The 24,133-nt window shown below is 55.9% G+C and carries 30 protein-coding genes and 1 pseudogene; 11 read left to right on the top strand and 20 right to left on the bottom strand.

The window, feature by feature from the left end; translation table 11 throughout:
• Positions 1 to 48: 48 nt before the first annotated feature.
• The 9 genes from P0120_10545 to P0120_10505 form a co-directional block, all read right to left on the bottom strand.
• Positions 49 to 678, bottom strand: coding sequence for a hypothetical protein (locus P0120_10545; GenBank protein MDF0674756.1), 630 nt, complete (start codon positions 676 to 678; stop codon positions 49 to 51).
• Positions 660 to 1,301, bottom strand: a complete 642-nt coding sequence (locus P0120_10540) for a hypothetical protein (GenBank protein ID MDF0674755.1) — start codon at positions 1,299 to 1,301, stop codon at positions 660 to 662. Before P0120_10540 ends, P0120_10545 begins: the two co-directional genes overlap by 19 nt.
• A 7-nt stretch (positions 1,302 to 1,308) precedes the next feature.
• The gene (locus tag P0120_10535; GenBank protein ID MDF0674754.1) at positions 1,309 to 2,178 is read right to left on the bottom strand and encodes a hypothetical protein; all 870 of its coding nucleotides are present in this window, start codon (positions 2,176 to 2,178) and stop codon (positions 1,309 to 1,311) included.
• Positions 2,162 to 3,358 carry a hypothetical protein gene (locus tag P0120_10530; protein ID MDF0674753.1) on the bottom strand — a complete coding sequence of 399 codons (1,197 nt, stop codon included), beginning with the start codon at positions 3,356 to 3,358 and terminating at the stop codon, positions 2,162 to 2,164. Before P0120_10530 ends, P0120_10535 begins: the two co-directional genes overlap by 17 nt.
• On the bottom strand, positions 3,358 to 4,023 hold the full coding sequence (locus tag P0120_10525) for a hypothetical protein (GenBank protein MDF0674752.1): 666 nt from the start codon (positions 4,021 to 4,023) through the stop codon (positions 3,358 to 3,360). The genes P0120_10530 and P0120_10525 overlap by 1 nt, the downstream gene beginning before the upstream one ends.
• A 538-nt stretch (positions 4,024 to 4,561) precedes the next feature.
• Positions 4,562 to 4,804, bottom strand: coding sequence for a hypothetical protein (locus P0120_10520; protein ID MDF0674751.1), 243 nt, complete (start codon positions 4,802 to 4,804; stop codon positions 4,562 to 4,564).
• A gap of 135 nt (positions 4,805 to 4,939) precedes the next feature.
• On the bottom strand, positions 4,940 to 6,184 hold the full coding sequence (locus tag P0120_10515) for a DUF4062 domain-containing protein (GenBank protein ID MDF0674750.1): 1,245 nt from the start codon (positions 6,182 to 6,184) through the stop codon (positions 4,940 to 4,942).
• Between the two features lie 116 nt (positions 6,185 to 6,300).
• Positions 6,301 to 6,858 (bottom strand): DUF4231 domain-containing protein, encoded by a 558-nt coding sequence (locus P0120_10510; protein ID MDF0674749.1) that lies wholly within the window; start codon positions 6,856 to 6,858, stop codon positions 6,301 to 6,303.
• A 99-nt stretch (positions 6,859 to 6,957) separates the two neighbouring features.
• A complete protein-coding gene (locus tag P0120_10505) occupies positions 6,958 to 7,200 on the bottom strand; it encodes a hypothetical protein (GenBank protein ID MDF0674748.1) in 243 nt (80 codons plus the stop codon).
• Positions 7,201 to 7,622: 422 nt separating this feature from the next.
• On the opposite strand from P0120_10505, the gene P0120_10500 reads away from it, so the two are divergent.
• Both P0120_10500 and P0120_10495 read left to right on the top strand, forming a co-directional pair.
• Positions 7,623 to 7,913: a type II toxin-antitoxin system prevent-host-death family antitoxin gene (locus P0120_10500; GenBank protein MDF0674747.1), complete on the top strand. Its 291-nt coding sequence runs from the start codon at positions 7,623 to 7,625 to the stop codon at positions 7,911 to 7,913.
• Complete coding sequence (locus tag P0120_10495) at positions 7,910 to 8,338, top strand: type II toxin-antitoxin system VapC family toxin (protein ID MDF0674746.1); 429 nt, start codon at positions 7,910 to 7,912, stop codon at positions 8,336 to 8,338. The genes P0120_10500 and P0120_10495 overlap by 4 nt, the downstream gene beginning before the upstream one ends.
• A gap of 18 nt (positions 8,339 to 8,356) precedes the next feature.
• On the opposite strand, the gene P0120_10490 is transcribed toward P0120_10495, so the two are convergent.
• The 4 genes from P0120_10490 to P0120_10475 all read right to left on the bottom strand — a co-directional run bounded on the left by P0120_10490 (position 8,357) and on the right by P0120_10475 (position 10,285).
• Positions 8,357 to 8,527 (bottom strand): hypothetical protein, encoded by a 171-nt coding sequence (locus P0120_10490; protein ID MDF0674745.1) that lies wholly within the window; start codon positions 8,525 to 8,527, stop codon positions 8,357 to 8,359.
• Between the two features lie 8 nt (positions 8,528 to 8,535).
• Entirely contained in the window at positions 8,536 to 8,787 is a 252-nt protein-coding gene (locus P0120_10485; protein MDF0674744.1) for a hypothetical protein, read from the bottom strand.
• A gap of 64 nt (positions 8,788 to 8,851) precedes the next feature.
• On the bottom strand, positions 8,852 to 9,481 hold the full coding sequence (locus P0120_10480; GenBank protein MDF0674743.1) for a formylglycine-generating enzyme family protein: 630 nt from the start codon (positions 9,479 to 9,481) through the stop codon (positions 8,852 to 8,854).
• 108 nt (positions 9,482 to 9,589) lie between these two features.
• Positions 9,590 to 10,285, bottom strand: coding sequence for a toll/interleukin-1 receptor domain-containing protein (locus P0120_10475; GenBank protein ID MDF0674742.1), 696 nt, complete (start codon positions 10,283 to 10,285; stop codon positions 9,590 to 9,592).
• A gap of 255 nt (positions 10,286 to 10,540) precedes the next feature.
• On the opposite strand from P0120_10475, the gene P0120_10470 reads away from it, so the two are divergent.
• Both P0120_10470 and P0120_10465 read left to right on the top strand, forming a co-directional pair.
• Positions 10,541 to 10,960, top strand: a complete 420-nt coding sequence (locus P0120_10470; GenBank protein ID MDF0674741.1) for a nucleotidyltransferase domain-containing protein — start codon at positions 10,541 to 10,543, stop codon at positions 10,958 to 10,960.
• Entirely contained in the window at positions 10,957 to 11,373 is a 417-nt protein-coding gene (locus tag P0120_10465; protein ID MDF0674740.1) for a DUF86 domain-containing protein, read from the top strand. Before P0120_10470 ends, P0120_10465 begins: the two co-directional genes overlap by 4 nt.
• Here P0120_10465 and P0120_10460 read toward each other — a convergent pair.
• From P0120_10460 to P0120_10440, 5 genes and pseudogenes are all read right to left on the bottom strand, one after another.
• Positions 11,370 to 11,564 (bottom strand): annotated as a pseudogene (locus tag P0120_10460) (methyltransferase). The gene P0120_10465 and the pseudogene P0120_10460 sit on opposite strands and share 4 nt — an antisense overlap.
• Positions 11,565 to 11,594: 30 nt before the next feature.
• Positions 11,595 to 11,786, bottom strand: coding sequence for a hypothetical protein (locus tag P0120_10455; protein ID MDF0674739.1), 192 nt, complete (start codon positions 11,784 to 11,786; stop codon positions 11,595 to 11,597).
• Between the two features lie 63 nt (positions 11,787 to 11,849).
• The gene (locus tag P0120_10450) at positions 11,850 to 13,172 is read right to left on the bottom strand and encodes an SUMF1/EgtB/PvdO family nonheme iron enzyme (GenBank protein ID MDF0674738.1); all 1,323 of its coding nucleotides are present in this window, start codon (positions 13,170 to 13,172) and stop codon (positions 11,850 to 11,852) included.
• Between the two features lie 237 nt (positions 13,173 to 13,409).
• Positions 13,410 to 13,784 (bottom strand): hypothetical protein, encoded by a 375-nt coding sequence (locus tag P0120_10445; GenBank protein MDF0674737.1) that lies wholly within the window; start codon positions 13,782 to 13,784, stop codon positions 13,410 to 13,412.
• A gap of 416 nt (positions 13,785 to 14,200) precedes the next feature.
• The gene (locus tag P0120_10440; protein MDF0674736.1) at positions 14,201 to 14,842 is read right to left on the bottom strand and encodes a class I SAM-dependent methyltransferase; all 642 of its coding nucleotides are present in this window, start codon (positions 14,840 to 14,842) and stop codon (positions 14,201 to 14,203) included.
• A 96-nt stretch (positions 14,843 to 14,938) separates the two neighbouring features.
• Here P0120_10440 and P0120_10435 point away from each other — a divergent pair, with 96 nt between their 5' ends.
• On the top strand, positions 14,939 to 16,471 hold the full coding sequence (locus tag P0120_10435; GenBank protein MDF0674735.1) for a carboxypeptidase M32: 1,533 nt from the start codon (positions 14,939 to 14,941) through the stop codon (positions 16,469 to 16,471).
• Here the strand turns inward: P0120_10435 and P0120_10430 are convergent.
• Complete coding sequence (locus P0120_10430) at positions 16,459 to 17,055, bottom strand: hypothetical protein (GenBank protein MDF0674734.1); 597 nt, start codon at positions 17,053 to 17,055, stop codon at positions 16,459 to 16,461. The two genes, P0120_10435 and P0120_10430, sit on opposite strands and share 13 nt — an antisense overlap.
• Positions 17,056 to 17,372: 317 nt before the next feature.
• Between P0120_10430 and P0120_10425 the strand changes: the two genes are divergently transcribed.
• The 6 genes from P0120_10425 (at position 17,373) to P0120_10400 (ending at position 22,584) form a co-directional block, all read left to right on the top strand.
• Positions 17,373 to 17,783 carry a Fur family transcriptional regulator gene (locus P0120_10425; GenBank protein ID MDF0674733.1) on the top strand — a complete coding sequence of 137 codons (411 nt, stop codon included), beginning with the start codon at positions 17,373 to 17,375 and terminating at the stop codon, positions 17,781 to 17,783.
• Positions 17,784 to 17,867: 84 nt separating this feature from the next.
• Positions 17,868 to 18,935, top strand: coding sequence for an extracellular solute-binding protein (locus tag P0120_10420; GenBank protein MDF0674732.1), 1,068 nt, complete (start codon positions 17,868 to 17,870; stop codon positions 18,933 to 18,935).
• Positions 18,936 to 18,950: 15 nt separating this feature from the next.
• On the top strand, positions 18,951 to 20,534 hold the full coding sequence (locus tag P0120_10415) for an iron ABC transporter permease (protein MDF0674731.1): 1,584 nt from the start codon (positions 18,951 to 18,953) through the stop codon (positions 20,532 to 20,534).
• A gap of 7 nt (positions 20,535 to 20,541) precedes the next feature.
• Entirely contained in the window at positions 20,542 to 21,669 is a 1,128-nt protein-coding gene (locus tag P0120_10410) for an ABC transporter ATP-binding protein (protein ID MDF0674730.1), read from the top strand.
• A 122-nt stretch (positions 21,670 to 21,791) separates the two neighbouring features.
• Positions 21,792 to 22,226, top strand: a complete 435-nt coding sequence (gene exbB / locus P0120_10405; GenBank protein MDF0674729.1) for a TonB-system energizer ExbB — start codon at positions 21,792 to 21,794, stop codon at positions 22,224 to 22,226.
• Positions 22,210 to 22,584: a biopolymer transporter ExbD gene (locus P0120_10400; protein ID MDF0674728.1), complete on the top strand. Its 375-nt coding sequence runs from the start codon at positions 22,210 to 22,212 to the stop codon at positions 22,582 to 22,584. The genes exbB and P0120_10400 overlap by 17 nt, the downstream gene beginning before the upstream one ends.
• Positions 22,585 to 23,093: 509 nt before the next feature.
• On the opposite strand, the gene P0120_10395 is transcribed toward P0120_10400, so the two are convergent.
• A complete protein-coding gene (locus P0120_10395) occupies positions 23,094 to 24,119 on the bottom strand; it encodes an FAD:protein FMN transferase (protein ID MDF0674727.1) in 1,026 nt (341 codons plus the stop codon).
• Positions 24,120 to 24,133: the final 14 nt, after the last annotated feature.

Genomic DNA, 24,133 nt, shown 5'->3' with positions numbered 1-24,133 from the left:
GTATTCGCGTGGACCGCGCCCACGCGGTTCTTCAAGAGTGCATAAGACTCAGCACCGCTGGTCTACACCGCGCAACAATTCACGATGCAAGATGGGCAAACCACGATTGCGTGGATGCTTGCTGCTGAGCAGTCTGGCTACCGTCTTCAGATATGCCTCGTATGCGGAGCGCGGCGTCGATGGCACCATAAACAACGCGAGCCCCCTCCTCATCGCCCGTAGGTCATCGTTAAGCGCCGCGACTACCGCGAGGTCGCCGGCCGTCCAGAATTCAACTGCATCGATCCCACGTAATTGGCCTGTCAACTGCAGCTGCAGGCGCCGCAGTTCCGTGTTGATGTCGACTCCACCTTGAATGCGAATACCCTTAGCCACTGCTTTGCCATCTGGTTTTGCTCCATCCGCCATCAGACGCGTCAACAGTCGGTTGAGTGCATTGTAGGAGCTGACGATGCCGTAGCGTTGCTCGATCCGATACCCACGATCATACTCATTTGTGGCTTCTGCAAGCCGCCCCTGGTCCCAAAACACACCACCCAGGGTCCCATGCAAATCCGCCAGGCTTGCTGCGGCAATGCGCATCGCGGTGAGGAGTGTCTTTGCGGCGGCATCAGCCTCACCTGCTTTTTTTTGCAACTGGGCCTTGCGCTGCAAGACCTTTATGCTTGCCCATCCCAATAGTGCCTCCAGTTCTCAACCAGGTGTTGGAGTTCGCGGTCTCCGGGATAGGCTCGCCAGTCTCCTCGCTCGCTGATGCCCATCAACTGCGCGATGACAGGCTTCAAACGGGCCCGTTCCAGCACGGTGGCTTGGTCATTTCGCCGCGCGAGGTACGCCAGCGATAGATCGGATGCCTCGACATATAGATATGGCTGCCCACCCACAGCTGTTGCCAACCCGGCGAGGCTTCCCACCGGCACCGGCAAATATGTGTGGCGGAGGTACCCGTGGAGATCAACAACAGCCGGTAAGCCGCACAGGTGCGCATGTAGCGGGAAACGCTCTCTGAAGTCGGTGAGCGCCCCGCCACCAGCGCGGCCTTGTTCATAGAAGATCACCGCCTGCGTGTGGTAGCTCCTGGCATAAAAGTCGCGAACCAGATCCTGCATGGCCAATAACTCGTCGATGTCGGTAGCTGGCAGCTGAGCCAGACAGCCCTTACAGCGATAGGGTGCTATCGCCAGGAACCCTTCGACAAGTTGTCCTCGTGGCGCACACAGGTAGAAAGTATCGCCGCGCAGAAGGATCTGCTCGTCGCGCAGATGCCCATTGTGTAAACAGTAAACACAAGCAGTGGACACGTTGGCCTCAACACTCCACCCGTACCGACTGATCTGCGAAGTTCGGCCCGATGAAGCGTCGGTTAGGATCAAATTGAAATTTGGGCTCCGACACAACTGCTTTCGCCAGCGAGTAGTTAAGCACCCGCCGCGCCACCGCCATTCGGTGAGTGCGTATCCAGCTACGTAGGGCTGTCTCAAGTTCATCTTCACGCGCCCAGAAGCTCATCTGCATGTCGGCCACGGAAAAATATGGATAGCGCCGCGGTTCTTGACTGCTTAGGAACAGCGGCCGCTCATAGGCAATGGCCATACCGATCTCATGAGCCCGGCTGGGGTTCTCGCACCTCGGATTCTCGATGCCCAGCGTCAGGTCAGCGATCAAGAAAGCGGCATGCCGAACCAGCAACCGCGTCCGTTCGCGAATGCCAGCGACATTGGTGGTATGACAGCCGTCGTCGATGCACAGGAAATGCATTCCAGCCTCGCTTTCGACTGCAACCCGAATCGCCTCGCGCGCATGGACAAAATCACGCTCCAGGCGACCGATGTAGAAAGCGTAGGAGCGCACGGTGCACGGATGAGCAACCACCGCTCGGCAGAACTCGTCCAGATTGGCTGAAGACTGATCGGAGATGGCGAGGACGGGAAGCCCTTGCTCTCGAGCCACCTCAGCGATCTCCGTATTGAGCGAAGCACACACAAGACCGGAGCACCCACGCAGTCTGGTGGCAGCGTTGTGTATGCGTCTCGGTCGATCGGTGAACGAACCGACTGCTCGGATGTGACGAACGTCCAAGGCTTCAACAACCCCCCAGGGTATGAGGGTTTCGTCGCAATCGAAATAGACATCGGACAGGGGGCCGATGCCGATTTCCACTTCAAACGGGGCTGTCATCGGCAAGCAGTGCGGGGTTCTTGGAGGCAACCGTTGTGCAGATCTCAAGATCCCGCGCTCCCCAAACATAGAAGTAGATGTCACGCATCCCCCTTGGCTGTTCACAGCTGCGCCCCAAATGTTCTACTGCCGCATCAAGGCATGCCTTGATCGTGGATTCCAGATCGCCGCCCCCCGGTCCGGTGCCGAAGATGGGAAACAATATGGAGCGAATCTCGTCGTTTGCGAAATCCTGGTGATTGGCAAGTCGCAACGCTGCCTTCACGCACTGATCAACCTGTTCAATCGGTCTATACCCCACCAGCGGCTGGCCGATAACCGCGGCAACGTGAAAGATCCACTTGACGTTATTGGTTGCTTCCAGCGCCCCGGCCGTTGTAGGGATCACGGTCGTCGGATCGACCACGAGACGACCATCCAGCTTTGCGCGCAGCGCGTCACCGATGGTATCGCGGGCCACCATACCGATGGCGTCTTTTTCGGCGCCAAGGTAGCGAATAGTCGCGGAGGTGGACTTGCCGTAGAAACTGTCCATCTGCATATTGGTGTTCTCAGAATTGACCCATATCTGGCCTACATTGATGTCACGCCGATCACCCGTAACGAATCCCACCCTACGTCGGCTTATTCCGGTTTCAGGACAGCCTTTGAGGCGATAGTGTGTGACGGTGAACTTCGAGACCTGTTGTTGCGTCCGTTGCACCCTCAATTGCGGCAAAGCCTCATACACAAGGCTATCCGTGCCATTGGGGTTGGACAATGCGTTCCTGACGTAGGCCCGTATGGTGTCCTTCGTATGCGCCATGCTCTGTTTGTTTGCGCCGTAGCGAATTGTGGCCATCCCGGCGATGTTGAACGGCGATTCGGTTTCCTCCTCCTGAATCAGTACCGTGACCGAACGCGTGAGGGCATGCCTCACCCCAAGTTCATAGAACACATTGGCGTTCAGGGTGGAGGTATCAACAATGGCGACTCGCGCTTCGAAAATTTGCGTCATCATCCGCTTGTGGATCGAACCCGGCTCGTCGATGCGGTCGCACCGTATGCAGTGTAGATCGAGGAAGCCGTCGACTGCTGGGACAATCATGTCTTCATACACTTTGTCGAAATCGATCATCCGCCGGCCACCCACACCCTTCTTTCTTCCGTAGGGCATGATGACAAAGCAATAGTTGTTCATCAAAGCCCCCGCCAACGCAACCTGAAGTGCTGCCAGGTGGCATGCGCAGCGTCTGGTTTGGGCAGATCGCGCCAGTTCCACTCCCCTTCGCTCCCTGCCCTCGCAGCAATCACCCTGCGCATGAGTTGCGACTCGAAACCTTCCGCGCCCTGTGTCGCGATGCGACAGATACCGTCGGCAGTCTCAAGTTGAAGATATTCGTCACCGCCAGCCAGGCTACTCAACATCGCAATCGAGCCGTCGAACCTTCGCCAGCGAAGGACAGGAACCAAGGTGGCCGCAACCTCCGCAGGCAGTGGCACAAAATGCAAATGAGCGTGATCCACCGAGCAAGGAATCCGACGGCCCGTAGCAGCCATACCATGTTCGAACAACAGCACCGTGTCGCCGTAGAGCGCTTTGAGCGCCTGTTGCAATCGTCGTTTCATGGCGTCATACTCAACGTGCAGATCAGGACCAAGCGCGGCGAAGCTACGCACGTGCCATTTGGGGCACAGCAAGGCGTGACCATCGGTCAGTTGACCGAGGCTTGGTATGACCGCGAACGCGTCGCTTTCCATCATCACTCGACGAACGTATTTTGACCCAGGGAGCATCTGGGCGATGAGGTCACGTTCAGGTCGTCCTTTGATCTGCCCACAGAAATAGCAGTCCCGCAGGGTCATATGCATCCCAGGTTACCGCATGTTAGATGAAAATTCCGTACCGCAAGAATATTGGAGATCATCTGCATCAGTGTTGGGTGTTCACTCACGGTCGACAAAGTGGATTGCCGCCGTCACGGGATTCTCCGTAATCCACCACGGACACTTATCTTCTTCTTATAACAGCACCGCTTACGGCCATATTCCAAACCAGCTCTGAACTAGGTGGGCAGCCGTTTTGCCCAAGTCCTCTCCCAAACATTGAAGGCAGCGAAGTCATGCTGTTTGATATGTTACTTGACCGATTCGCAAAAACGCTGACGGGAGAGAATCCGCATAAACTTGCCCACTAGATACCTGCCCAGCGTTTGTCGCGAGCAAATACCACCACGTATTCGTTGTTGGTATCCGAACCGCAGAGACCCAGATTGAGGGGAACTGGTGAAGGTTACGGGTTGCTTGCTTCGAAGATCGACGCGCATGAGCTTCATGTGCATCCTCATTGGTTATGTTCACTCCAAACTTCTATTCCCCGCTAGTAGCACGATTTCGAAAACGTTTACAGTCTAAGTGTTGGGCAATGTACTCTCGCTGCCACGATGATGGCAAGGCCCCGCACCCGATTGACTACGACGAGAGCTGCCAGACGCAACTCTTGAAACATATCTGTGCGAATATCCCCTGCAGACTCTTCTTCGTCCGTCCGAAAGACCTCCACCCCTGTGGCCTCCAGCACCGGTCTGATCAGCTCCGCATAGACGCGATTGAAATCAACCTCGTTGCCCTGACCGTCCTTCTTCACGCCAACTTCACGCCAAACGGCATCGCCACAAAGGCATGGGGTTTCATGAGCCTCCCCGAGTCTCAACGAGCATGTGGGCTGATCAATCGATTAGCCTCATTGCCGCGCACGATCTGCTTTCTTCAACTCAGCCCCTCACTCCTTGACGATCTGTTGACGGACAAGTTCGAGGTCGTCCTCTTCAATCGGCGTGGCGATTCCCTCGACAACCTTATCTTTGGGAGGATAGGCGATCGCCAAACTCACCGACAGCATGATCGTTTCATCATTAAATGCGTCTCCGACAAAAACAGCCTCGCTTTTCGGTTCGCACCCGACCCGTTGGCACACATACGCCAACGCTTCCGCTTTGCCTTCGAAGTCATACTCGGTTGACACCACATCGTTTAGGTAGCCACGGGAATCAAAGAGGAGTTCATTGATGAATACAAAGTCAAAGAGATCTTGAAAGTCCGATAATTTCTCCTCCAACAACAGGCTGACTCCACCCGAGACAATGGCTAACACAATACCTTCATCCCGCAGGGCTTTCAGTGTGCTGCAACAATTCACGGTGAGCCGGAGCGAGGCCACCATCCGGGTCAGTTGCGCTCTGGTCACTTTCCTCGTCATAAACTTCTGACAGGCCTGCTGGCACCAGTTTCGATACGCGAGCACCCGTTGTGCTCGACCCTCCCCTTGTTGGGCTTTGTTCCGGTACTCTCGAATCAAGTCTTTCTGTATCTTCCCTGAAAAACCGAGGCCGTTCCAGAAGAGTTCCCAAGAGAATTGATACTGGTCTCCCCGAAGTAATGTACCGTCGAGGTCGAACGCCACAACCTTGTAACGCCGGCGATTCTGCGCGAGCGGCGCCACCCAATTGGGCGGTGGTTCGTGCAGAATCCCTCGATGCCATCCGTCAGCGGCGATGACCCCTTCTGAAAAATATCGCCCGAGATCAGCCGCCACATGCGTCGCAACATCGTCTTTATTGGTGAACCGTTGCACGATGTGCAGTTTCAGCAACCGCTGTTTGAAGCCCGACAGCTTCGTTGCCGACTCCCCGGAATCCTTGAGATCGGCCGGCCAAGCCGCTTCGTCTTTCAGCATGTAGATAAAGCGAGGCACCTGGGCCGATGTCGCCGCGTCATATTCTGCTTCGAGAATCGAAATCGAATCCCCATCAGGGACGTACCCATATCGATGGGCATAGATCCCCACGAAGACATCCGACCGTTCACGGATCAACTTGATACATTCATCCTTCGGGCGATCGTCGCGTGCTCCAAAGTGCTCCATGGAGACATCAACGGCACCTAACTGCCTGACAGCGTCAATGACCGTCCTGCGAAACGATTCAAGATCTTTGAAAGTTGAGGAAATGAAGACGTTTTTGGACATCCAAGTCCTCGGTGACTGGCGGGTGGCGCGACCTCAATCCGTTCAGTGGCAACGCCTGCGCCAGGCTACTGCCGATGAGAAACCGTGTCAACAAGTCGACACGAGCACCTATCCTTTCACGTGGTAGAGGGTGCGTCTATTTTGTCGTTCGTCTCCTTTTTTTCTGTGAACACCTGCGTGATGTAGGACTCAACTTCTTCACGGCTCAACCCTTCAACCCGTGCCGCGAAGGTCGGGTACGCTTGAATGTGGGTTTGGTTGGCGTAGCTTCCGCTCAGTTGCAAAAACTGCCATCCTTCGCTCTTGAGTGACTCGGTCATCCGCCGATAGTGTCGCCATCGCTCGCCGTAGCGAAAGAATTCCTCCACGGCCGCACTCATCGCCACCGCAAGGCTGACGATGAACGTGATCGCTTGAATCAGTCCTTGCATCTCGCTGCCGACATTCAAACTGACCAACGCCGGTACAATCACGCCGCCGATGATCGTCGCCAGACGTAGCCTGCGATACCACCAGACGGACTCCTGTGCCTTCCCATCCATCCAAATGACCAGCTCCAACCATCGCGCCCGCATGAACTCCTTGTTCAGCTCCGGTAACTCTAGGGATGAGATGAGCTTGTCCATCTCGGCCCGCATAGACTCATGGTCTGTCGTCTTGCTTATACTATTCATAGGCTCCTCCATCGAGTCGTTCATTGCAACAGAAAGGTTGATCGTCTCTCATGGCCCTTGTCGTCAAGAGCAAAGGGTCAAAGAACAAAGGCCACAGGGTTACACAATCTCGATCTCAATGCGGACGAAATCCCTCGGATCATCGAGCCTGGATTTACCCTTACTGCTCAGTTTTTTCATCCAGTCCCGCCCAATCATCGCGAGGGACACAGTGCACTTGACTAGCTGTTCATCGAGATCTTTCCGAAAGTCGACACCGAAGGGAATGGAATCGATATCCTTGTAGTCCGTATCCCGGCCAACCTGCTGAACCAAACGGTCGTAGATCCGCCCCGGTGACATCGGCGCTGTCATCGCGGCCGTAACAGATCAGAATCCTGCTCATGATCCAGTCATCACATCGGACATCGCTGAAGCTCGCTTAGGCATAGCTGAGGTCCGTTCGCCTCTATGCATAGCTTAGCCACAGCCCACAGAACGGCTCCATCACTCGCCTGGCTTTCAGCGACTTCAAATCTATACTTAACGAATTGATGGGTCAATGTGGTACAAACCGCCATCTGTGGCGATATCCGGTGGTCAATCCGGCCTTCTTGTGCTTCTTGATATCGAGCTATGATTAGGCCTACGGTCGTTTCTTCGGTTCGGCGAGTTTGAGGACAGCCTGAGACCGCGGCCCACGCAGTTGATCTATCCTCGCTTTCCTTGCACCGTTCTTCTGAATGGACTATATTGGTCACATGTACATGCACTAAGGAGTCGTCATGAAACGTGCTGCAGTTTCTACGCTGAAAGCCACCCTGAGTGCCTGTCTTGCCAAGGTCAAAGCCGGTGACGAGGTACTGGTGGTCGAGCGAGGGAAGCCTATCGCGAAGCTCGTGCCCTTGTCGAAAGACAGTCATGAGAGTGACACCCTGCGCGATCTTGCTCGTGCCGGGCTGGTTCGCTTGGGAACCGGTAAATTACCGGCTGGCTTCTGGAAACTACCACGACCCAAGGATCGAAAGGGTCGAGGGCTTAAAGCCATTTTGACTGATCGGTCAGAGGGGCGATGAGGTTTTGGGACGCTTCCGCGCTGATCCCTCTGTGCCTTCAGGAACGCGAAAGCCCTTCCTTAAGAAAACTGCTTCAGACAGACCAATCCATCATCGCGTGGTGGGCTTCGCCGATTGAGTGCCTCTCGGCTCTCTCAAGGCTTAGAAGAGAGGCGGTTCTCGGCATCGAAGAAGAAAGGCAGGCACAAATTATCTTGCGAGCACTGGTGGCCGCTTGGACAGAGGTGGAACCGAGTGAAGCTGTTCGAGAACAGGCTGCTCGCGTCTTGCGGCTGCATCCCTTACGAGCTGCCGATTCTCTGCAATTAGCGGCAGCGATGGTATGGTGCCAAGGTGCTCCATCTCACCGAGAGTTTGTGTGCCTCGACCAACGATTGCGAGAGGCTGGCCATCGTGAAGGTTTTAGTGTCTTGCCGCGGGGTTGATTGACAGAGTGCTCTCAATCACCGCGATTCGAAACTCTCCGCTCTTCTCACCACCAAAATCCCGTCCCGGATCGTGACCAGGACGGCGGTGACGCGCGGATCGTTTGAGACGACACGGTTCAGCTCCTGAATGGCTACAGTGGATTCATCCAACGGCGGTTGTTTCAAGACTTCGCCGCTCCACAGCACGTTGTCGATCAGGATGACGCCTTTCGGGGCAAGCAGGTCGAGCGAGGGCTGCGTAGGTTTGGGCGCTGGTTAGGCCAGCACCATCCGGAACTCCTGCGAGACCACCGCACGGACTCCCACGCCTTCTCGTCCATCCAAATGACCTGCTCCAACCACCGCGCGCGCAGGAACTGCTTGTTCAGCTCCGGCAGCTCCAACGCCTCAATGAGCTTGCCCATTTCCGACCGCATCTGCTCAGGATCTTTTGGTTTCTTCACCATGGTCACCTCATAAGAAAGCATTTCAATTCAGAACACAAAGGGTCAAAGAGCAAAGGGCAAAGGGTTAGGGAATGTCCTGGGCAAGACGGAAGCCGACATGGCCGCTCCGATCCGTGGGAGGAAGCCCGGCCCGAGCCGCAGACCGCACGTCGGCCGGTACATTGATCCAGGACCCACCGTGGACCACGCGTCCATCTTTGTCCGCGTCATACCAGCCCGCGCACCACTCCCAGACATTCCCAGCCATGTCATAGCACCCATAAGGACTCACTCCCTTGCGATACTGGTTGACCAGTGTGGTGTCAATGCTCCTTCCATCAACGTTGCTTCCAAATGCAAGTGCCTTCCGTAGCCATCTCCAAAAAGATTTGCCATAATTGCATGCGTTCTTATTGAACTGATCCCCCCAGGGATATTTTCTCCCATCCGTGCCACGGGCAGCCTTTTCCCACTCCCGCTCGGTCGGCAACCGTTTCTCTGCCCATTTTGCATAGGCCTCGGCTTCGTAATAACTGACGAAAACAGGGTGATCCGCTCGTTTCCATTCCGCGCCTTCCCAATCAAATGGGATAGTAATGTTATCTTCCATCTTCCACGTCCACCCTTCTTCTGACCAGTATTGCTGGTTTGTGTAACCTCCAGCGCGATGAAGACTGCATACTTTTTGTTGGTCATGGGATACTGATCGATCCAATAGTCGTAGTCGATCACCTCTCGAACTTTGTTGTCACCGTACAAGAAGGGCCCTTTCGGCACCTTCACCATCTCAAAGGGCGCTTCCTGTCGCGGTTTTTCTAGACTCCTAACGCTTGACTGGCGGGCAGTTTGTTTCTTGGCCCTCGCTGGCTTTGGCGAGAGTTTCTCTTGAGTGACCCTCTTGAGTGACCCTCTTGGGTTTCTCTTTCGGCCCCGGCCCGGGCTTCTCTTTTGAAACCGGCGAGAATCGCTCCTCCGACACAGAAGAGGGCCGCCTTGACAGATCCTCGACCACAGCCTTACCAGCCACGGATGGTTCCGGAGGTTGGTCGACCAGTCCCTTGATCTCTTGCTTCAGAAATTTAATTAACCGATCCAGGTCTCGATGAAAGTCCGGATCTGGTCGCACCTCGATGCCGTTACGGTAGGACAAATCTTGGATGGCTGCTGGCAGCCGTTCTGCGGCTGGGATCTTGGCGTCTCGGACAAGCACTGGAATCACCGGGATCTTACGTTTCAGCGCCCACTCGATTTCAATCCGAACGTGATCCTTCGGGTCTTCAAGTCTTGCCTGGCCCTCGCTGTTTTTCGCCTCCACCCAGCCTGGCCCGATAACGGCGAGAAATACATCGCACTTGCCTACCTGCTCATCGAGATACTTTCGAAAATCGACACCGAAGGGAATAGAATCGACGTCCTGGAAGATTGACCCTGCGCCAAACTGTTGGACGAGCCGGTCGTAGATGCGCCCCGTGACATCGGCGCTATCCTCGCGTCGGTAGGAAATCAGGATTGTGCTCATGACCTAGCCACCGCAAAGGCACCGAGCTTCGTGAAGTGCCGTTACCCCTTCAACTGCTCGGCACTCCAGAATGCAGATGTTTTCCAGCCTTCGCTCGACGCAAATCTATACTTAACGAGATGGGGGGTCAACGCGGTGCCAACGGGTGGCCGTGGCGGTATCCGGCGGTCAAGCCCGCCTTTCTTGTTCTCCGCCGTCGGTCGAGGTAAGATGAGGCTGGTTATCGCGTGCTTAATCAGCCTTGTTGAGAAGCGCATGAAAGCTGTTACCTACACCGTTCACCCGGAAAAGCGGGAGGATTTGTTCGCTCGGCTTCGTGTGGAGCTGGAGCGAGAACCAGACGTACGGTTTGCCTATCTCTATGGGTCCTTGCTTGAGTCCGACAGAATCCATGATGTGGACGTCGGAATCTTTCTCGAGGACGCGGCGGTTACACAAAAAGCCGGGGTTACCGATACGCTCTCAGCGAAGCTTACCGCTACATTCGGGTTGCCCGTCGATGTCCGGGTGATCAATGACGCGCCGCTGTCATTTCTGTATCACGTGCTACGGGGACACCTTCTGCTCTGTCGAGACGAGGCCTTTTTGACCGACATGATGGAAGACGTGGCACGACGCTATCTCGATCTCGCTCCGCTCCTCCGCATCAGCACGAAGGATGCCTTCGCTGCATGAGCCTCAATCCGGATCTCATCCGGGCGCGTTGCACTGAAATCGATGTTTCGTTGGGCCGACTTGAAGGGTTGCGTCGTCTGTCTCGCGAGATATTCCTCTCCAGCCAAGACACTCTTGATGTGGCCTGTTATCGCCTACTCATTGCGATTGAGGCCGCGCTGGCGCTCTGTTTTCATGTGTCTGCCAAACAACTGCATCAGGTGCCGGAGGAATATGCAGGCTGCTTCAGCACACTTGAACGGGCCGGACTGATCTCCCCGGAGCTTTCCAGCCGCCTGCAGCAGATGGCACGCTTCCGAAACATGCTGGTCCATGTCTACTGGAAAATCGACTACGGACAGGTGTATGAGATCGTTGCAACGCGTCTTGATGATCTGCGTGCGTTCCGCACCGCCATGGTCGAACTGATCTAGATCGCTCTCTTCACCACCAGAATCCCATCACGAATCGTAACGAGCACGGCAGTCACTCGCGGTTTTTTTGCCACCACCCGATTGAGTTCCTGAATGGCGGCGGTGGAGGCGTCCGGCAGTGGTTGTTTCAAGACTTCGCCACTCCACAGCACGTTGTCGATCAAGATCACGCCCTTGGGAGTAAGCAGATCGAGCGAACGCTGTGTAGGTCTGGGTGCTGGTTAGGCTGGCTTCATCAGGGGCAGCACACGATACCACCACACAGACTCCTGCGCCTTCTCGTCCATCCAAATGACCTGCTCCAACCACCGCGCGCGCAGGAACTGCCTGTTCAGCTCCGGCAGCTCCAACGCCTCAATGAGCTTGGCCATCTCCGACCGCATCTGCTCAGGATCTTTTGGTTTCTTCAGCATGGTCACCTCGCAAGAAAGAATTCGGAGAAAAGGGAAAAGGGTTAAAGCGAAAAGGGTATCGGATCACGGAATGTCCCGGGCGCAACGGAACCCGATAGCGTCGAACCGTTTCGAGGGAATGAGCCTGTTCCGGAACGCGGATCGAACGAGGGCCGCCTCATCGTACCAGGAGCCACCACGGAGCACGCGTGTATCTTTGTTCCAGTCATACCAGTCTGCGCACCACTCACCGACATTCCCAGCCATGTCATAGCATCCATAGGGGCTGACTCCGTTCGGATATTGGGTAACTGGTGTGGTCTGAATGCTGGCTGTAAATGCCTTCCATATTCCTCCCAAAACTGATTTCGCACTGTTGCATGCGCTCTCATCGAACTGGTCCCCCCAGGGATACACCCTCCCATCCGTGCCACGTGCAGCCTTTTCCCACTCTCGCTCGGTCGGCAGACGTTTTCCTGCCCATTTTGCATAGGCCTCTGCTTCGTAATAGCTGACACCAACGACAGGGTGGTCCGCTCTCTTCGATTCCGCGTCGTTCCAAGATTCCGGAACAGAAAGGTTCTTATCTGCTTTCCAATTCCACCCTTCTTCTGACCAGTATTGCTGGTTTGCGTAGCCTCCAGCCGCGATGAAGGCTGCATACTTTTGGTTGGTCACCGGATACTGATCGATCCAATAGTCGTAGTCGATCACCTCACGTGTCTTCTGCTCGCCATACAAGAATGGCCCCTTCGGCACCTTGACCATCTCAAAGGGCGCTTCCTGTCGCGGCTTTTCGGAACTCCGGATGCTTGACTGGCGGGCAGTTTGTTTCTTGGCCCTCACTGGCTTTGGCGAGGGTTTCTCTTCCGCTTTGAGGGCAGGCCTTCCCTTCGTACTCTCGGGCTTGCCAACCATGGAGAGTTCCGTTCGCTGATCGACCGGGGCCTCAATGTTTTGTTTCAGAGCTTCGATCAACCGGTCCATGTCCCGATGAAAGTCCGGGTCTGGTCGCACCTCGATGCCGTGACGGTAAGACAAATCTTGGATGCTTGCCGGCAGCCGTTCTGCGGCTGGGATCTTGGCCCCTCGGACAAGCACTGGAATCACCGGGATCTGACGTTTCAGTGCCGACTCGATTTCAATCCGAACGAAATCCTTCGGGTCTTCAAGTCTGACCTGGCCCTCGCTGCCTTTCGCCTCCATCCAGCCTGGCCCGATCACGGCGAGAAACACATCGCACTTGCTCACCTGCTGTTCTAAAATAATGCGGAAGTCAGCTCCATAGGGGATATTATCCACATCCCTGAAGACCGCCTTTGGAAACACTTTGATGAGCCGGTCATGGATACGCCCCGTGACGTCGGCGCTATCCTCGCGGCGATAGGAAATAAGGATTCTACTCATGATCCAGTCATAACATACGACATCGCTTAAGCGCGCTCAGCTATAGCTGAAGTCCGATCGCCTCGTTGCAGAGTTCGGCAGCCGCCTCCACAAGAGTCGCCTTGCTTCCAGCGACTCCAAATCTATACGTAACGAATTGAAGGGGCAATGCAGTGCTAGCGGCAAAACCCTAGTTCTGAGCCCTTCTCACCACCGAACTCCCGTCACGAATCGTACCAGTACTCATGTGGTCGACGGCTAGACGGCGATCTCGAATTGGATGCGCTGATAGGGGACCGATAGGATGACCGCATCTCGCAGCCGAGGTCCCGATTTGGCTTCCACGAGCCCAAGATCGCTCAGCACTTTGACATCGGCACGTACGTTCTTGAAATCCCGATGTACCAGTTTTGCGAGTTCTGCGAGCGATTGCGGTCGTCGTGTACGGATTACATGGAGAAGGGCTAATCGAGGCTCCGTGAGTACCTGACGCATGGCTTCTACGCTGACAAAATACACACCGGTTCGCTTCGTGACCCTCCGTCCGGCTTTAATGGCCTTGAGTGTCTCTTTGAATTCCGACAGCCCCTCTTCAAGGGACCGTACTCCGACTTTGAGCCTTTTGACCTTCATTTCCGTAGCTCCTTTCTCATGGCCGCCGCGTCCGCGAGAAAATCTTTCACCAACGTCTCGAGAGACGTGAATGCATATGGGACCGTCTCATCCCGATGGTGCCGGTGATCTCCTTTTCGTTCATGATTGTCGTAGCCAACCAGTCGCTGACCATTGAAGACGTACACCAGAGAATACTTGTAACCTCGCGGCGTGCTCGCCGTTTTGGGACCTGATAGACCTTCAGTTCGGTGATGCCTCCAACCTCGTCAATGTACTTGGTATGGAGGACCAATCTGCCCTTCGGCATAGGGCATTGGACACCATAAGCTAGAGGCTCGTCAAGCTATGGAGTCCGGAAAGAGCGATGGCGGAAAGCACTAGAGAAAGATTGGAAAAGCAGGGAAAGCGAAGGGTGGCCGAAGTGAGGCAGAATTCTACGTTTTTCTCACCACCAGAATCCCGTCCCGGATCGTGACCAGCACGGCGGTGACGCGGGGATCAGCGGCTACGGTCCGGTTGAGTTCCTGAATGGCGGCAGTGGAAGCATCCGGCGGCGGCTGTTTCAAGACCTCGCCGCTCCAGAGCACATTGTCGATCAAGATCACCCCGTTCTGGGCGAGCAGGTCGAGCGAATGGCGGTAATAATTAAGGTAATTGGTTTTGTCGGCATCGATGAAGATCAGATCAAAGGGGCCATTCAGTGTTTTCATGGTATCAAGAGCCGGTCCCATTCGGATGCTGATCTTGCCGCCAAATGGCGACTTCGCAACATAGCGCCGGGCGACCGCCGCTGACTTCTCATCGATTTCGCAGGTGATCACCGTTCCGTTTTCCGGCAAGGCTTCCGCAAAGCACAACGCGCTGTAGCCCGTAAACATCCCAATCTCGAGCACCCGTTTCGCGCCCACCAACTGCGTCATCATTTTCAGAAACGCCCCTTCCAAGGGACCGACCAGCATCTGGGGGTACTCCATGGTCCGATGGGTCTCTTCGCGCAATGCGCAACAGACCGACGACTCCGGCGTGGAATGGGCTTCGGCGTACGTTTCAATGTCGGACGAAACCAACCGGTTCATGGAATTCCTTTCGTGGTTTGAAAAAGCCCATCGTCCTGCGTACACTGCGAGGCGCCGTGCCGATCTTAGCATAGTGAGCATGAGAAGGAGGCCTGGTTGAAAACCTTTGCGACGTTAGAACCCCTCACCACCAGACTGCTGGAAATTCAGCGCATCAATAGCGCCGCATCAGTGCTCTCATGGGATCAAGAAACCTACATGCCGGCCGGCGGGGGGGAAGCGCGAGCCGAGCAGATCGCCGTGCTTCAGGGCCTGGCCCATCAGAAATTGGTCTCGTCGGAGGTTCAGCATCTCTTGTCACAATGGGTCGATCCTGCCACCGGCCAGGCAGCCGACCAACCAGGTGAGACATGGGATGAGCCCTCACGCTCGCTCTTGCGCGAAGTGTGGCGGGATTTCAGCCGCGCGAAGAAGCTGCCGTCGGATTTCGTCGTGAAGCTCAGCCGCGAATGCTCGCTCGCCCAGCAAGTGTGGGCCGAGGCGAAGGAGCAAAACAAGTTTGACATGTTTCTGCCGAATCTCCGGACGGTGCTGCAGCTCAAGCGAGAAGAAGCCGAGTATCTCGGCTATCACGATTCACCCTACAACGCCCTGTTGGACGTCTATGAACCGGGCGCGACCATCGCGGACTTGCAGCCCCTCTTTGCTGCGCTCAAGGCTCGCTTGGTACCGTTGCTCAAAACAATCACGGAGTGCCGGACCCGGATCGACGACGGTATGCTGCACCACTCTTACGATCAGGCTCGACAGCTGGAGTTCGGTCGATTGGTCTTGATCGCGATGGGGTATGACTTCGAGCGCGGACGACTGGATCTCTCAGCCCATCCCTTCACCACATCGTTTCATCCGACCGACGTGCGCGTGACCACCCGCGTTCATGAACATGAATTACAATCCTGCCTCTTCAGTTGCATCCATGAAGGAGGGCATGGGCTGTATGACCAGGGATTGGATCAACGGTATTTCGGCACGCCGTTGGGCGATTCGGTCTCCCTGGGCATCCATGAAAGCCAGTCTCGCCTCTGGGAAAATTGCGTCGGACGTTCGCGATCTTTTTGGCGCTTTTTCTACCCGATTTTGCAGCAGACCTTTCACCATCAACTACGCGGCGTGGATATCGACCGGTTCTATGCCGCCATCAATCGCGTGAAGCCGTCGCTGATCCGCGTGGAAGCCGACGAGCTGACCTACAATCTCCATATCATGCTGCGGTTCGAGATCGAGCAAGCGCTCGTGGAGAACAGGACTCAGCCCGACGACTTGCCGGCGATCTGGAATCAGAAGATGAAGGACTACTTGGGCATCATTCCGACTTCCGACGCAGAAGGAGTGCTGCAAGATGTGCACTGGTCGTTCGGCGCATTCGGGTACTTCCCCACCTATACCTTAGGCAACCTCTACTCCGTGCAATTCTTCGAGCAGGCTAAGCTGGAGATTCCACGCTTGGAGGATGCGATTGCCGCCGGTCACTTAATGGTCTTGCGCCGGTGGCTGGAACAGAAAATTCACCGGTGGGGCCGCATGTTTACGCCGGCCCATCTCGCGCAACGCGTGACCGGTTCGACCATAAGTCCCGAGCCCTTTCTCAACTATGTAGAAAAGAAATACGGCGAGATCTACCAACTTTGAGCATCGATGACAGGTCGGCTCTCATAGCCCATTGCGGCGTTGAGCTTTGCCAGGATGGTTGGAGACAATGCAACTTCAGCCTGCACCTCGATCCGATGCGGCACGAGCAGCGTGGTGTGGAACACAATATCTCGAATGGGAATCTTGAGTTCAGGGTCCTGGGGTGTGCTCAGCTGAACCGATTCGACGGAACTCGTGATGGTACCGCTGTCTTGATGTCCATAGGCGGCGACGACGGCATCGACAATGTCTTTGGCCTTCTCATTGACCTCCACCCCTTCGATCGCGTTCAGGAGTAATGGTATCGCCTCCTCCTTGACCTGATCCGATACCGTGAAATTCTCGATCCGCCCTTTCCGACGGAGAGAGGTCAGGTCGTTATCGAGATCTTTGCTGAAGGCTCCATAGGCGAAGCGAAAGAATTCGAAATGGAACGCTTTCAGGCCTTTGGCAAAGGTTTGGAGTTCGCACAGAAAACACAGCTGCTGCAACTTGACATCGCTCATCCCCTCGTAGGGCTCTGCGAGCTGCAGGACATACAAGAGAAGAGCACGATCAACTGTGATCTGGCTGGGTGTTCTCAAGGTCTCCTCGCGACGTGCGTCGGCGCTTCACCCGCCTGCGCAAGAAGCCACGGCTGTTAACTAATGCGCAGCGGGTGTCCGCCGAAGCCTTGGCGAAGGCGAACACGCTTCGGCGAGGTGTCGCCGCAGAATCACCAGGGAACCACGGTTATCAAGCCGTGGGGCTCCACTATAGACAGCCGGAGAAGCAGCCGTCAAAGGGAATTAGAGATGGCTATCCATTCGACGAAGACACTCTTGACCGGCTGCTCAGTTTCGTCTTTAATTCTCCATCTAGGAGGCTCGGTCTGATCATGATGTCGAAACATGTCAAAGAAATGGGGGTCCTGAAGGAGCATCTTGGAAAGCACCAGCTCAAATTTACGCGGCAGCGTGAATTGATCCTCGATGCCTTTCTGAAGCAGGAACACATCACGGCCGAAGCGATGTACCACCAGCTGGCGCGCAAAGATCCACACCTGGGCCTCGCGACCATTTACCGCACGCTCAATCTCTTCTGCGACGCGGGTCTGGCCCAGGCCAGGCACTTCGGTACGCAAACCCAGTACGACAATGTGTCGCATAAGGGCCATCATGATCATCTTATTTGCACAGGCTGTGGGAAAATAGTGGAATTCGAGAACTGCGACATTGAGCGTCTTCAGGAAGAAGTGGCATCGCGGAACGGTTTTACCATCCAAACTCACCGCCTCGAGCTGTACGGACTCTGCTCTCGCTGCCGTCATTGACCCCTGTTGCTGTTTCTGGTATTCGTTTTTTTTAAGGCGGCTTGCCGGGTTCAACTCCCCTCCACCTAGACAGAAGGGTTGGTCATGCACTTATTTTGCCGACGTTCACCTCGCGCCACGGCTATTGCCTCTCAACTCAAGCTCCTCGGTGTTTCAGTTGCCGGCATTCTCACGCTCTTTTGGCTGATCATGCCGCCTGTCGGATCGGCTGCCGACAAGTTGACCGTCTATTCCGGTCGAGCCGAACGGCTGATCAAGCCGGTACTCGATGCGTTTACCGCGAAGACCGGTATTCAAATAGAGTTGCTCTCCTCCGGCACCACGGAGTTGGTGAATCGAATGAAGGCAGAAGGGAAGCGCAGCCCCGCCGATGTCTTTATTACCAATGATGCCGGCAGTCTGGAAATGGCCCGCGCTGCGGGACTCCTTCGCCCGTTGAATATGCGGGAGGTCGAACGGGCCATTCCTCCTCAATTTCGCGCAGCGGACAACAGTTGGATCGGTTTGTCAGGACGGTTTTGGATCGTTGTGTACAACACGACGATGGTCAAGCCCAACCAGGTCAAATCGCTGCTGGATTTGGCCGAGCCACAATGGAAAGGCAAGATCGCCATCCCCAATGCCGGCAGCGAATATTTGCAAGCGGGTGTGTCGGTTATCCGCGCGAGCGTCGGTGACGATCAAACCAGGAAGTTTCTTGAAGGCCTTCGGGATAATGCCGGCACCCAGGTTTATCAGAAGAGCTCGCAGATCGTCGACGCCGTCGCCAAGGGTCAGGTCGCGTTGGGCATCGTGAATCACTACTACGTGTACCGACATCTCGCGACACAACCCACTGCTCCGTTGGCGGTATTGATGCCCGACCAACAAGAAGGAGGCATGGGCGCCATTATGAACGTAGCCGGCATCGGCATCCTGAAACACACTCCACGCTTGGAAAACGCCAAATTGCTCGTGGAATTTCTCGTTGCGCAGGCCGGCCAGAAGCTGTTCGCCGACCTCGACAAGGAATACCCACTCCATCCTGAGGTCAAGGCTGATCCCGCGCTTACCGAACGGACAAGCTTCCGAGCGGCCCTCGTCCCGTTGGCGAAACTCGCAGAACTCCGAGAACCTACCCTGCTGCTCATCGAACAGGTAGGGATGCGGTAACTCCGCGAGCTCCCAGTGATTGCCATACACCGATCATCTGTCTCTCCCCTGCAACTCGCGGCCCTCGCCGGCGCCACACTGGTCCTCCTGCCATTGGGCTATGTCACTGCCCTCGCCTTGTCGGCCGATGTTGCGATTTGGCATCGTCTCTGGGCCACCCGTGTCCCTGAACTGCTGTTGAATACGGTTTCCCTGGCCGGTGCCGTGGCCTTGCTCACATTCGTGCTCGGCGTATCAACCGCCTGGATGGTCACGCGATTCGAATTCACCGGTCGCCGTATCTGGGAACTCGCCCTGGTGCTTCCGTTGGCCATGCCGACGTATGTCTTGGCCTATGTGTACAACTATCTCTTGGGATTCGGCGGTCCAGTAGAACAGCTCTGGCAGACGATCGCAGGTTCTCAAGCCAGAATCATCTCACCTCAAAGTTTTTGGGGCGTCACTGTCGTGATGGCACTCGACACGTTTCCTTTCGTCTACCTGCTCACACGTAGTGCGCTCCTGAGCTTTAATGTGTCCTTTGAAGAAGTGGCCCGTACCTGTGGCGCTTCACCACTTCACAGAATGCTGTTCGTCACCCTCCCATTACTACGCCCCTCCATCGTCGCCGGTCTCGCCCTTGTCCTCCTGTATGTCGTCTCAGACTTCGGTGCCGTCTCTCTACTCCGCTACCAAACACTGACCTACGCCGTGTTTCAGCAAATGACCGGCCGGTCCGACAATCAGGCCGCGAGCATCCTGAGCATCTTATTGGTCTTCCTGGCGCTTCTGTTCTTATTGACCGAACGATGGTTTCGTCGAAAGAGCCGGTTTTACCAGACCTCCGGACGCTTTCGGACACCGCAACGAATCCGGTGCGGATGGTTGCACGCTGCCGCTTTGACGGCATGCTTGGCCACCGTCATCGGCTTGGCCTTCGGAATCCCGGCCTGTCTACTGGTGATATGGAGCCTGTCCCCGGAGGCTCAGACGATCCTCGACGCCCGCTTTTTCGGGTTTGTGTGGAACAGCGCCTTACTTTCCACCCTGGCCGCCACGGGAGGAGTATTCGTCGGACTGCCCCTCGCCTACCTGGCCAGCCGCAAACCGACCTGGCTCAATGTCGGCTGTTTGCAGGCTGCTTACGCCGGGTACGTCCTACCCGGACCAGTCGCTGCGCTCGCGGTGTTGGTCCTCTTTCTAAAAGTCCTGCCGTTCTTGTATGGTACGGTGATCGTATTGATCATCGCCTATGTTCTACATTTTCTCCCAGCCGGTCTCCAGTCGCTCGAACCGTCGATTCAACAAATCACGCCTAATCTGGAGGAAGTCGCCCGCACCCTGGGTCTTACCGTTCGAGAGACCTGGCGTCGCGTGACATTACCCCTCATCCGCAACGGGGTCATCGTGGCGTGGGTCTTGATCTTTTTGCAGACGATGAAGGAACTCCCGGCAACGTTGCTGCTGCGACCGGTGGGATTCGACACCTTGGCAATTCGTGTTTGGCTGGAAGCAAGCGAAGAGTACTATCAGCTGGCGGCTCCATCCGCCTTATTGATTGTGCTCGTAGGCTTGCCGGCGCTGGTCTTATTGCTCTCCCGTGATTGGCGGGCAGCATAAAACTACCATGAACACACCATCGCACAGCACACAGGTGGATGCCGAGCAGCTCGACGGCCAAGTGAATCTCTACCAGCCGGCCTCTTCCATCTTGGAGCTTCGTTCTGTGTCCTGTGCCTATGATCCAAGCAGGCCTGCGATCCGCGATATTTCATTTTCCGCCCGGGAAGGTGAAATTCTCTGTCTGCTGGGACCGTCAGGCTGCGGCAAGACGACCATCTTGCGGGCGATCGCGGGTTTCGAACCGGTGCGGGCCGGACAAATATTTTTATCGGGCCGATTGGTCTCCTCCTCCTCGGAGACGATTCCGACGGAGGAACGCCGTGTGGGCATGGTCTTTCAGGAGTATGCGCTTTTTCCTCACCTGCGCGTCGCCGATAACATCGCCTTCGGGCTCCGCCACCTGTCGCGGGCGGAACGGAGATGTCGTGTCCAAGAAATGCTGCGGCTGACCGGCCTCGAAGGATTCGACCGACGTTACCCGCATGAGTTATCGGGAGGGCAACAGCAACGAGTGGCCCTTTCACGCGCACTCGTGCAGCATCCCGTCTTGCTCCTCCTGGATGAGCCGTTCAGCAACCTGGATCCCGATATGGCCGGCCGCATGCGGCAAGAGCTCCATGCCCTGTTGCATCGAATGAAAACCACGACGATTCTAGTGACGCACGATCACGACGAAGCCTTTGCCATGGCCGACCGCATCGCCGTACTGAATCAGGGAATGCTCGAACAGCTGGATTCGCCGGAGCTCATTTACCATCTTCCGGCTACCAGGTTCGTGGCCGATTTTGTGGGCCAAGCCGACTTTATCACCGGACAGGTCCGACAGGGCCTGGTCCATACTGAACTGGGAGAGTTCCCCAATACCCTCAATCGCCCTGAGGAAAGCGAAGTCGTCGTGATGATTCGCCCTGACGACATCCAGCTGGTGCCCAACAAATCGGCGAAGCCGAGGATTGCGGCTCGCCTGTTCCGGGGTTCGGAGAACCTCTATACGATCCGCCTGCCCTCAGGACAAATGGTCCACAGCAGCGAGAGCTCGACCAGCGTCTACCAGGAAGGAACCGCAGTGGAACTCCGCGTCTCTGCCACGCACACCGTACTTTTTCCTGCCGAACAGCCTCCTCGCTCCTAGAAACCGGGTGGGAACGAACGAGTGTGCGGATTGACAGCTTCCCCCTCGGTCTGGCATGGATAGACAGATACGCTGGTTCCCAGCCTACCGGATAGCACCACATTTTCATGTCGTAAGGAGTTATGATGGATGCGCTGAAAAATACCATTGATTATGGGGTCGTCGGGCTCTTGCTGGTCTTGAGCCTCTGGTCTGTCGCGGTCGCCGTCGAACGCTGGCTCTACTACCGGCGGGTCAATTTCTCACAGTTTTCAAATGCCCGGCTGCTGGAAATCACGCTGACCAAGCGACTGGTGATTATCGGTACCGTGGCCGCCAATGCCCCATATATCGGCCTGCTCGGAACTGTCCTTGGGATCATGTTGACGTTCCATACAATGGGAACGTCGGGAACGATGGCGGTCAACACCATCATGATCGGCTTGAGCCTGGCCTTGAAGGCGACTGCCATCGGTCTATTAGTCGCCATTCCCTGCGTCGTGATGAACAATGTGCTTCGTCGTCGCGTCACCGAACTTCTGACTGAGTATGGAGTGCAACATGGAACGGAACATTGATCAAATCAACGTCATCCCGCTCGTGGATGTCATGTTGGTCCTCCTCGTCATCGTGCTGACCACGGCCACCTTCATCAGCACGGGGCAGATTCCCGTCAACTTGGCCAAGGCCAAAGAGGTAAGCGACCACAAGGACGTTCCCATCGTGATTTCATTGACTGCGGATGGAAACTTGTTCTTAAATGATGCTCCGGTTCCCTCCGGGGGTCTCCCATCGGTCTTGGGCATCAGGGCTCGCGAATCGGCCGTGGTCGTGCGAGCGGACAAGGTCACATTGCTCGAAAAGTTCGTCGCGTTGGTCGATGAGATTCGTGGCTTAGGCTTTCAGCAGGTCAGCTTGGAGGTCGTTCGGCTGTGATGAACGTTCGATGCTACTGCGGGACCGTCGTACCAGCCCGATGACGCTGGATAGGTGGTGTCCACTGGAACGCCCCACATGTCGGTGAGGTTTTCAATCAGTTATGGTTTGAAGGAGGCTCGGTAGTCGTTTTCCGAGATGTATAGTCCTGTTGCTGTCGATCACGCAGTACGCCAGCCTGATCAAACGTTAGGAGATACGCTTTGCATGGCTCCGGAGAAGCATAACCGCCATAAGCTGCTGTTCTGCTGCCTCGATCGAAATAGACCCAGACTGCTCGTTCCTCCGGCAACTTGTCCACCTTGTGTGGCTCACCATACCGGCGCACCACCGCATTCTAAATAACTTAGTCCACCTTGGTTTGGAGATATTCTGTCCCGATCAGGCCACAAGCGGACATCACCCCAAATCCGATCATCAACACGTATCGCGAGAATCGTAGAGTCGCCATCATTGCGGCATACCTCTTCTTTGTGTTCACACGCTACCGGTGGACGTTGAAAACCCTGTTATGGTACACGCAGCCGATCACGGAGCCCGGATGAAACGGTCATCTTTCCTTCGTTGTCGATGATGATCGCCTCAACATGCGGCAAGCGTTCCACCAAGGCCATCCCGCGCTCAGGTCCCAACACAAAGATCCCTGTGTCCAAACCATCAGCCATCGTGCCATCCTTGGCGATGACCGTGACACTTTGACAACCACGAGCAGGTCGCAAGGTTTGGGGGTCCAGGATGTGATGGTAGCGGACGCCGTTCCGTTCAAAGAACCGTTCGTAATCTCCGGCCGTTGAAATGGCCTCGTCCTTCAGGTCGATGACGGCAATCAGCGCCCCTTCTTCACGCGGATGCTTGATACCTACCGGGAATCCTCCTGCGTCCGGGAGCGCGCCGAACGTTTTGATATCGCCAGACAAGGCGACAACTCCTCCCTGTGCGCCGGCCCGTTTCATTTCGTCGACCGCACGATCTGCGGCATAGCCCTTTCCGATTCCGCCCACATCGATCCGCATTCCCTCGTGAGGAAGAAAGATAGTCCGGCCATCCCGATTGAGCTCAATGCTCGTCCAATCGACCAGAGCCTTCAGCTGATCCAACTCAGCATCGCTCGGAATGTACTGTCGCTCGGTAACGCTCCACAAGTCGACGGCAGGACCGAGAGCGATATTGAACCCCCCTTGCGTCAGACGAGCTATCTCGATGGATCGCGCCACGATGTCTAAGGTCTCTCGGCTGACTTCGACAGGATGACGACCAGCTTCAGCATTGACGTGGGATAGCTCACTTGAGGAAATCCAGGTACTCAACAACCGTTCGAGACGTTTGATTTCATCGAACCCCGCCTGAATCGCCCTATGCGCCACCTTGTCATCGGACGCCACTGCCGTGATGGAAACCAGCGTCCCCATGTGCATCTGGGTCCGCTTGACAACGACAGACTCGGGAACGGGTGACACCTCCACACAGCCGACCAAACCGGTTAGTACCAGGCTGACCATCGCCTTCCTGAGATCATCCCCGCCAGGCAACCTCATAGCGGCAGAATGTC

The organism is Nitrospira sp. (assembly GCA_029194675.1).
GTDB lineage: Bacteria > Nitrospirota > Nitrospiria > Nitrospirales > Nitrospiraceae > Nitrospira_D.
The sequence above is the reverse complement of the archived record's forward strand: the minus strand, read 5'-3'. Positions and strand labels throughout refer to the sequence as shown.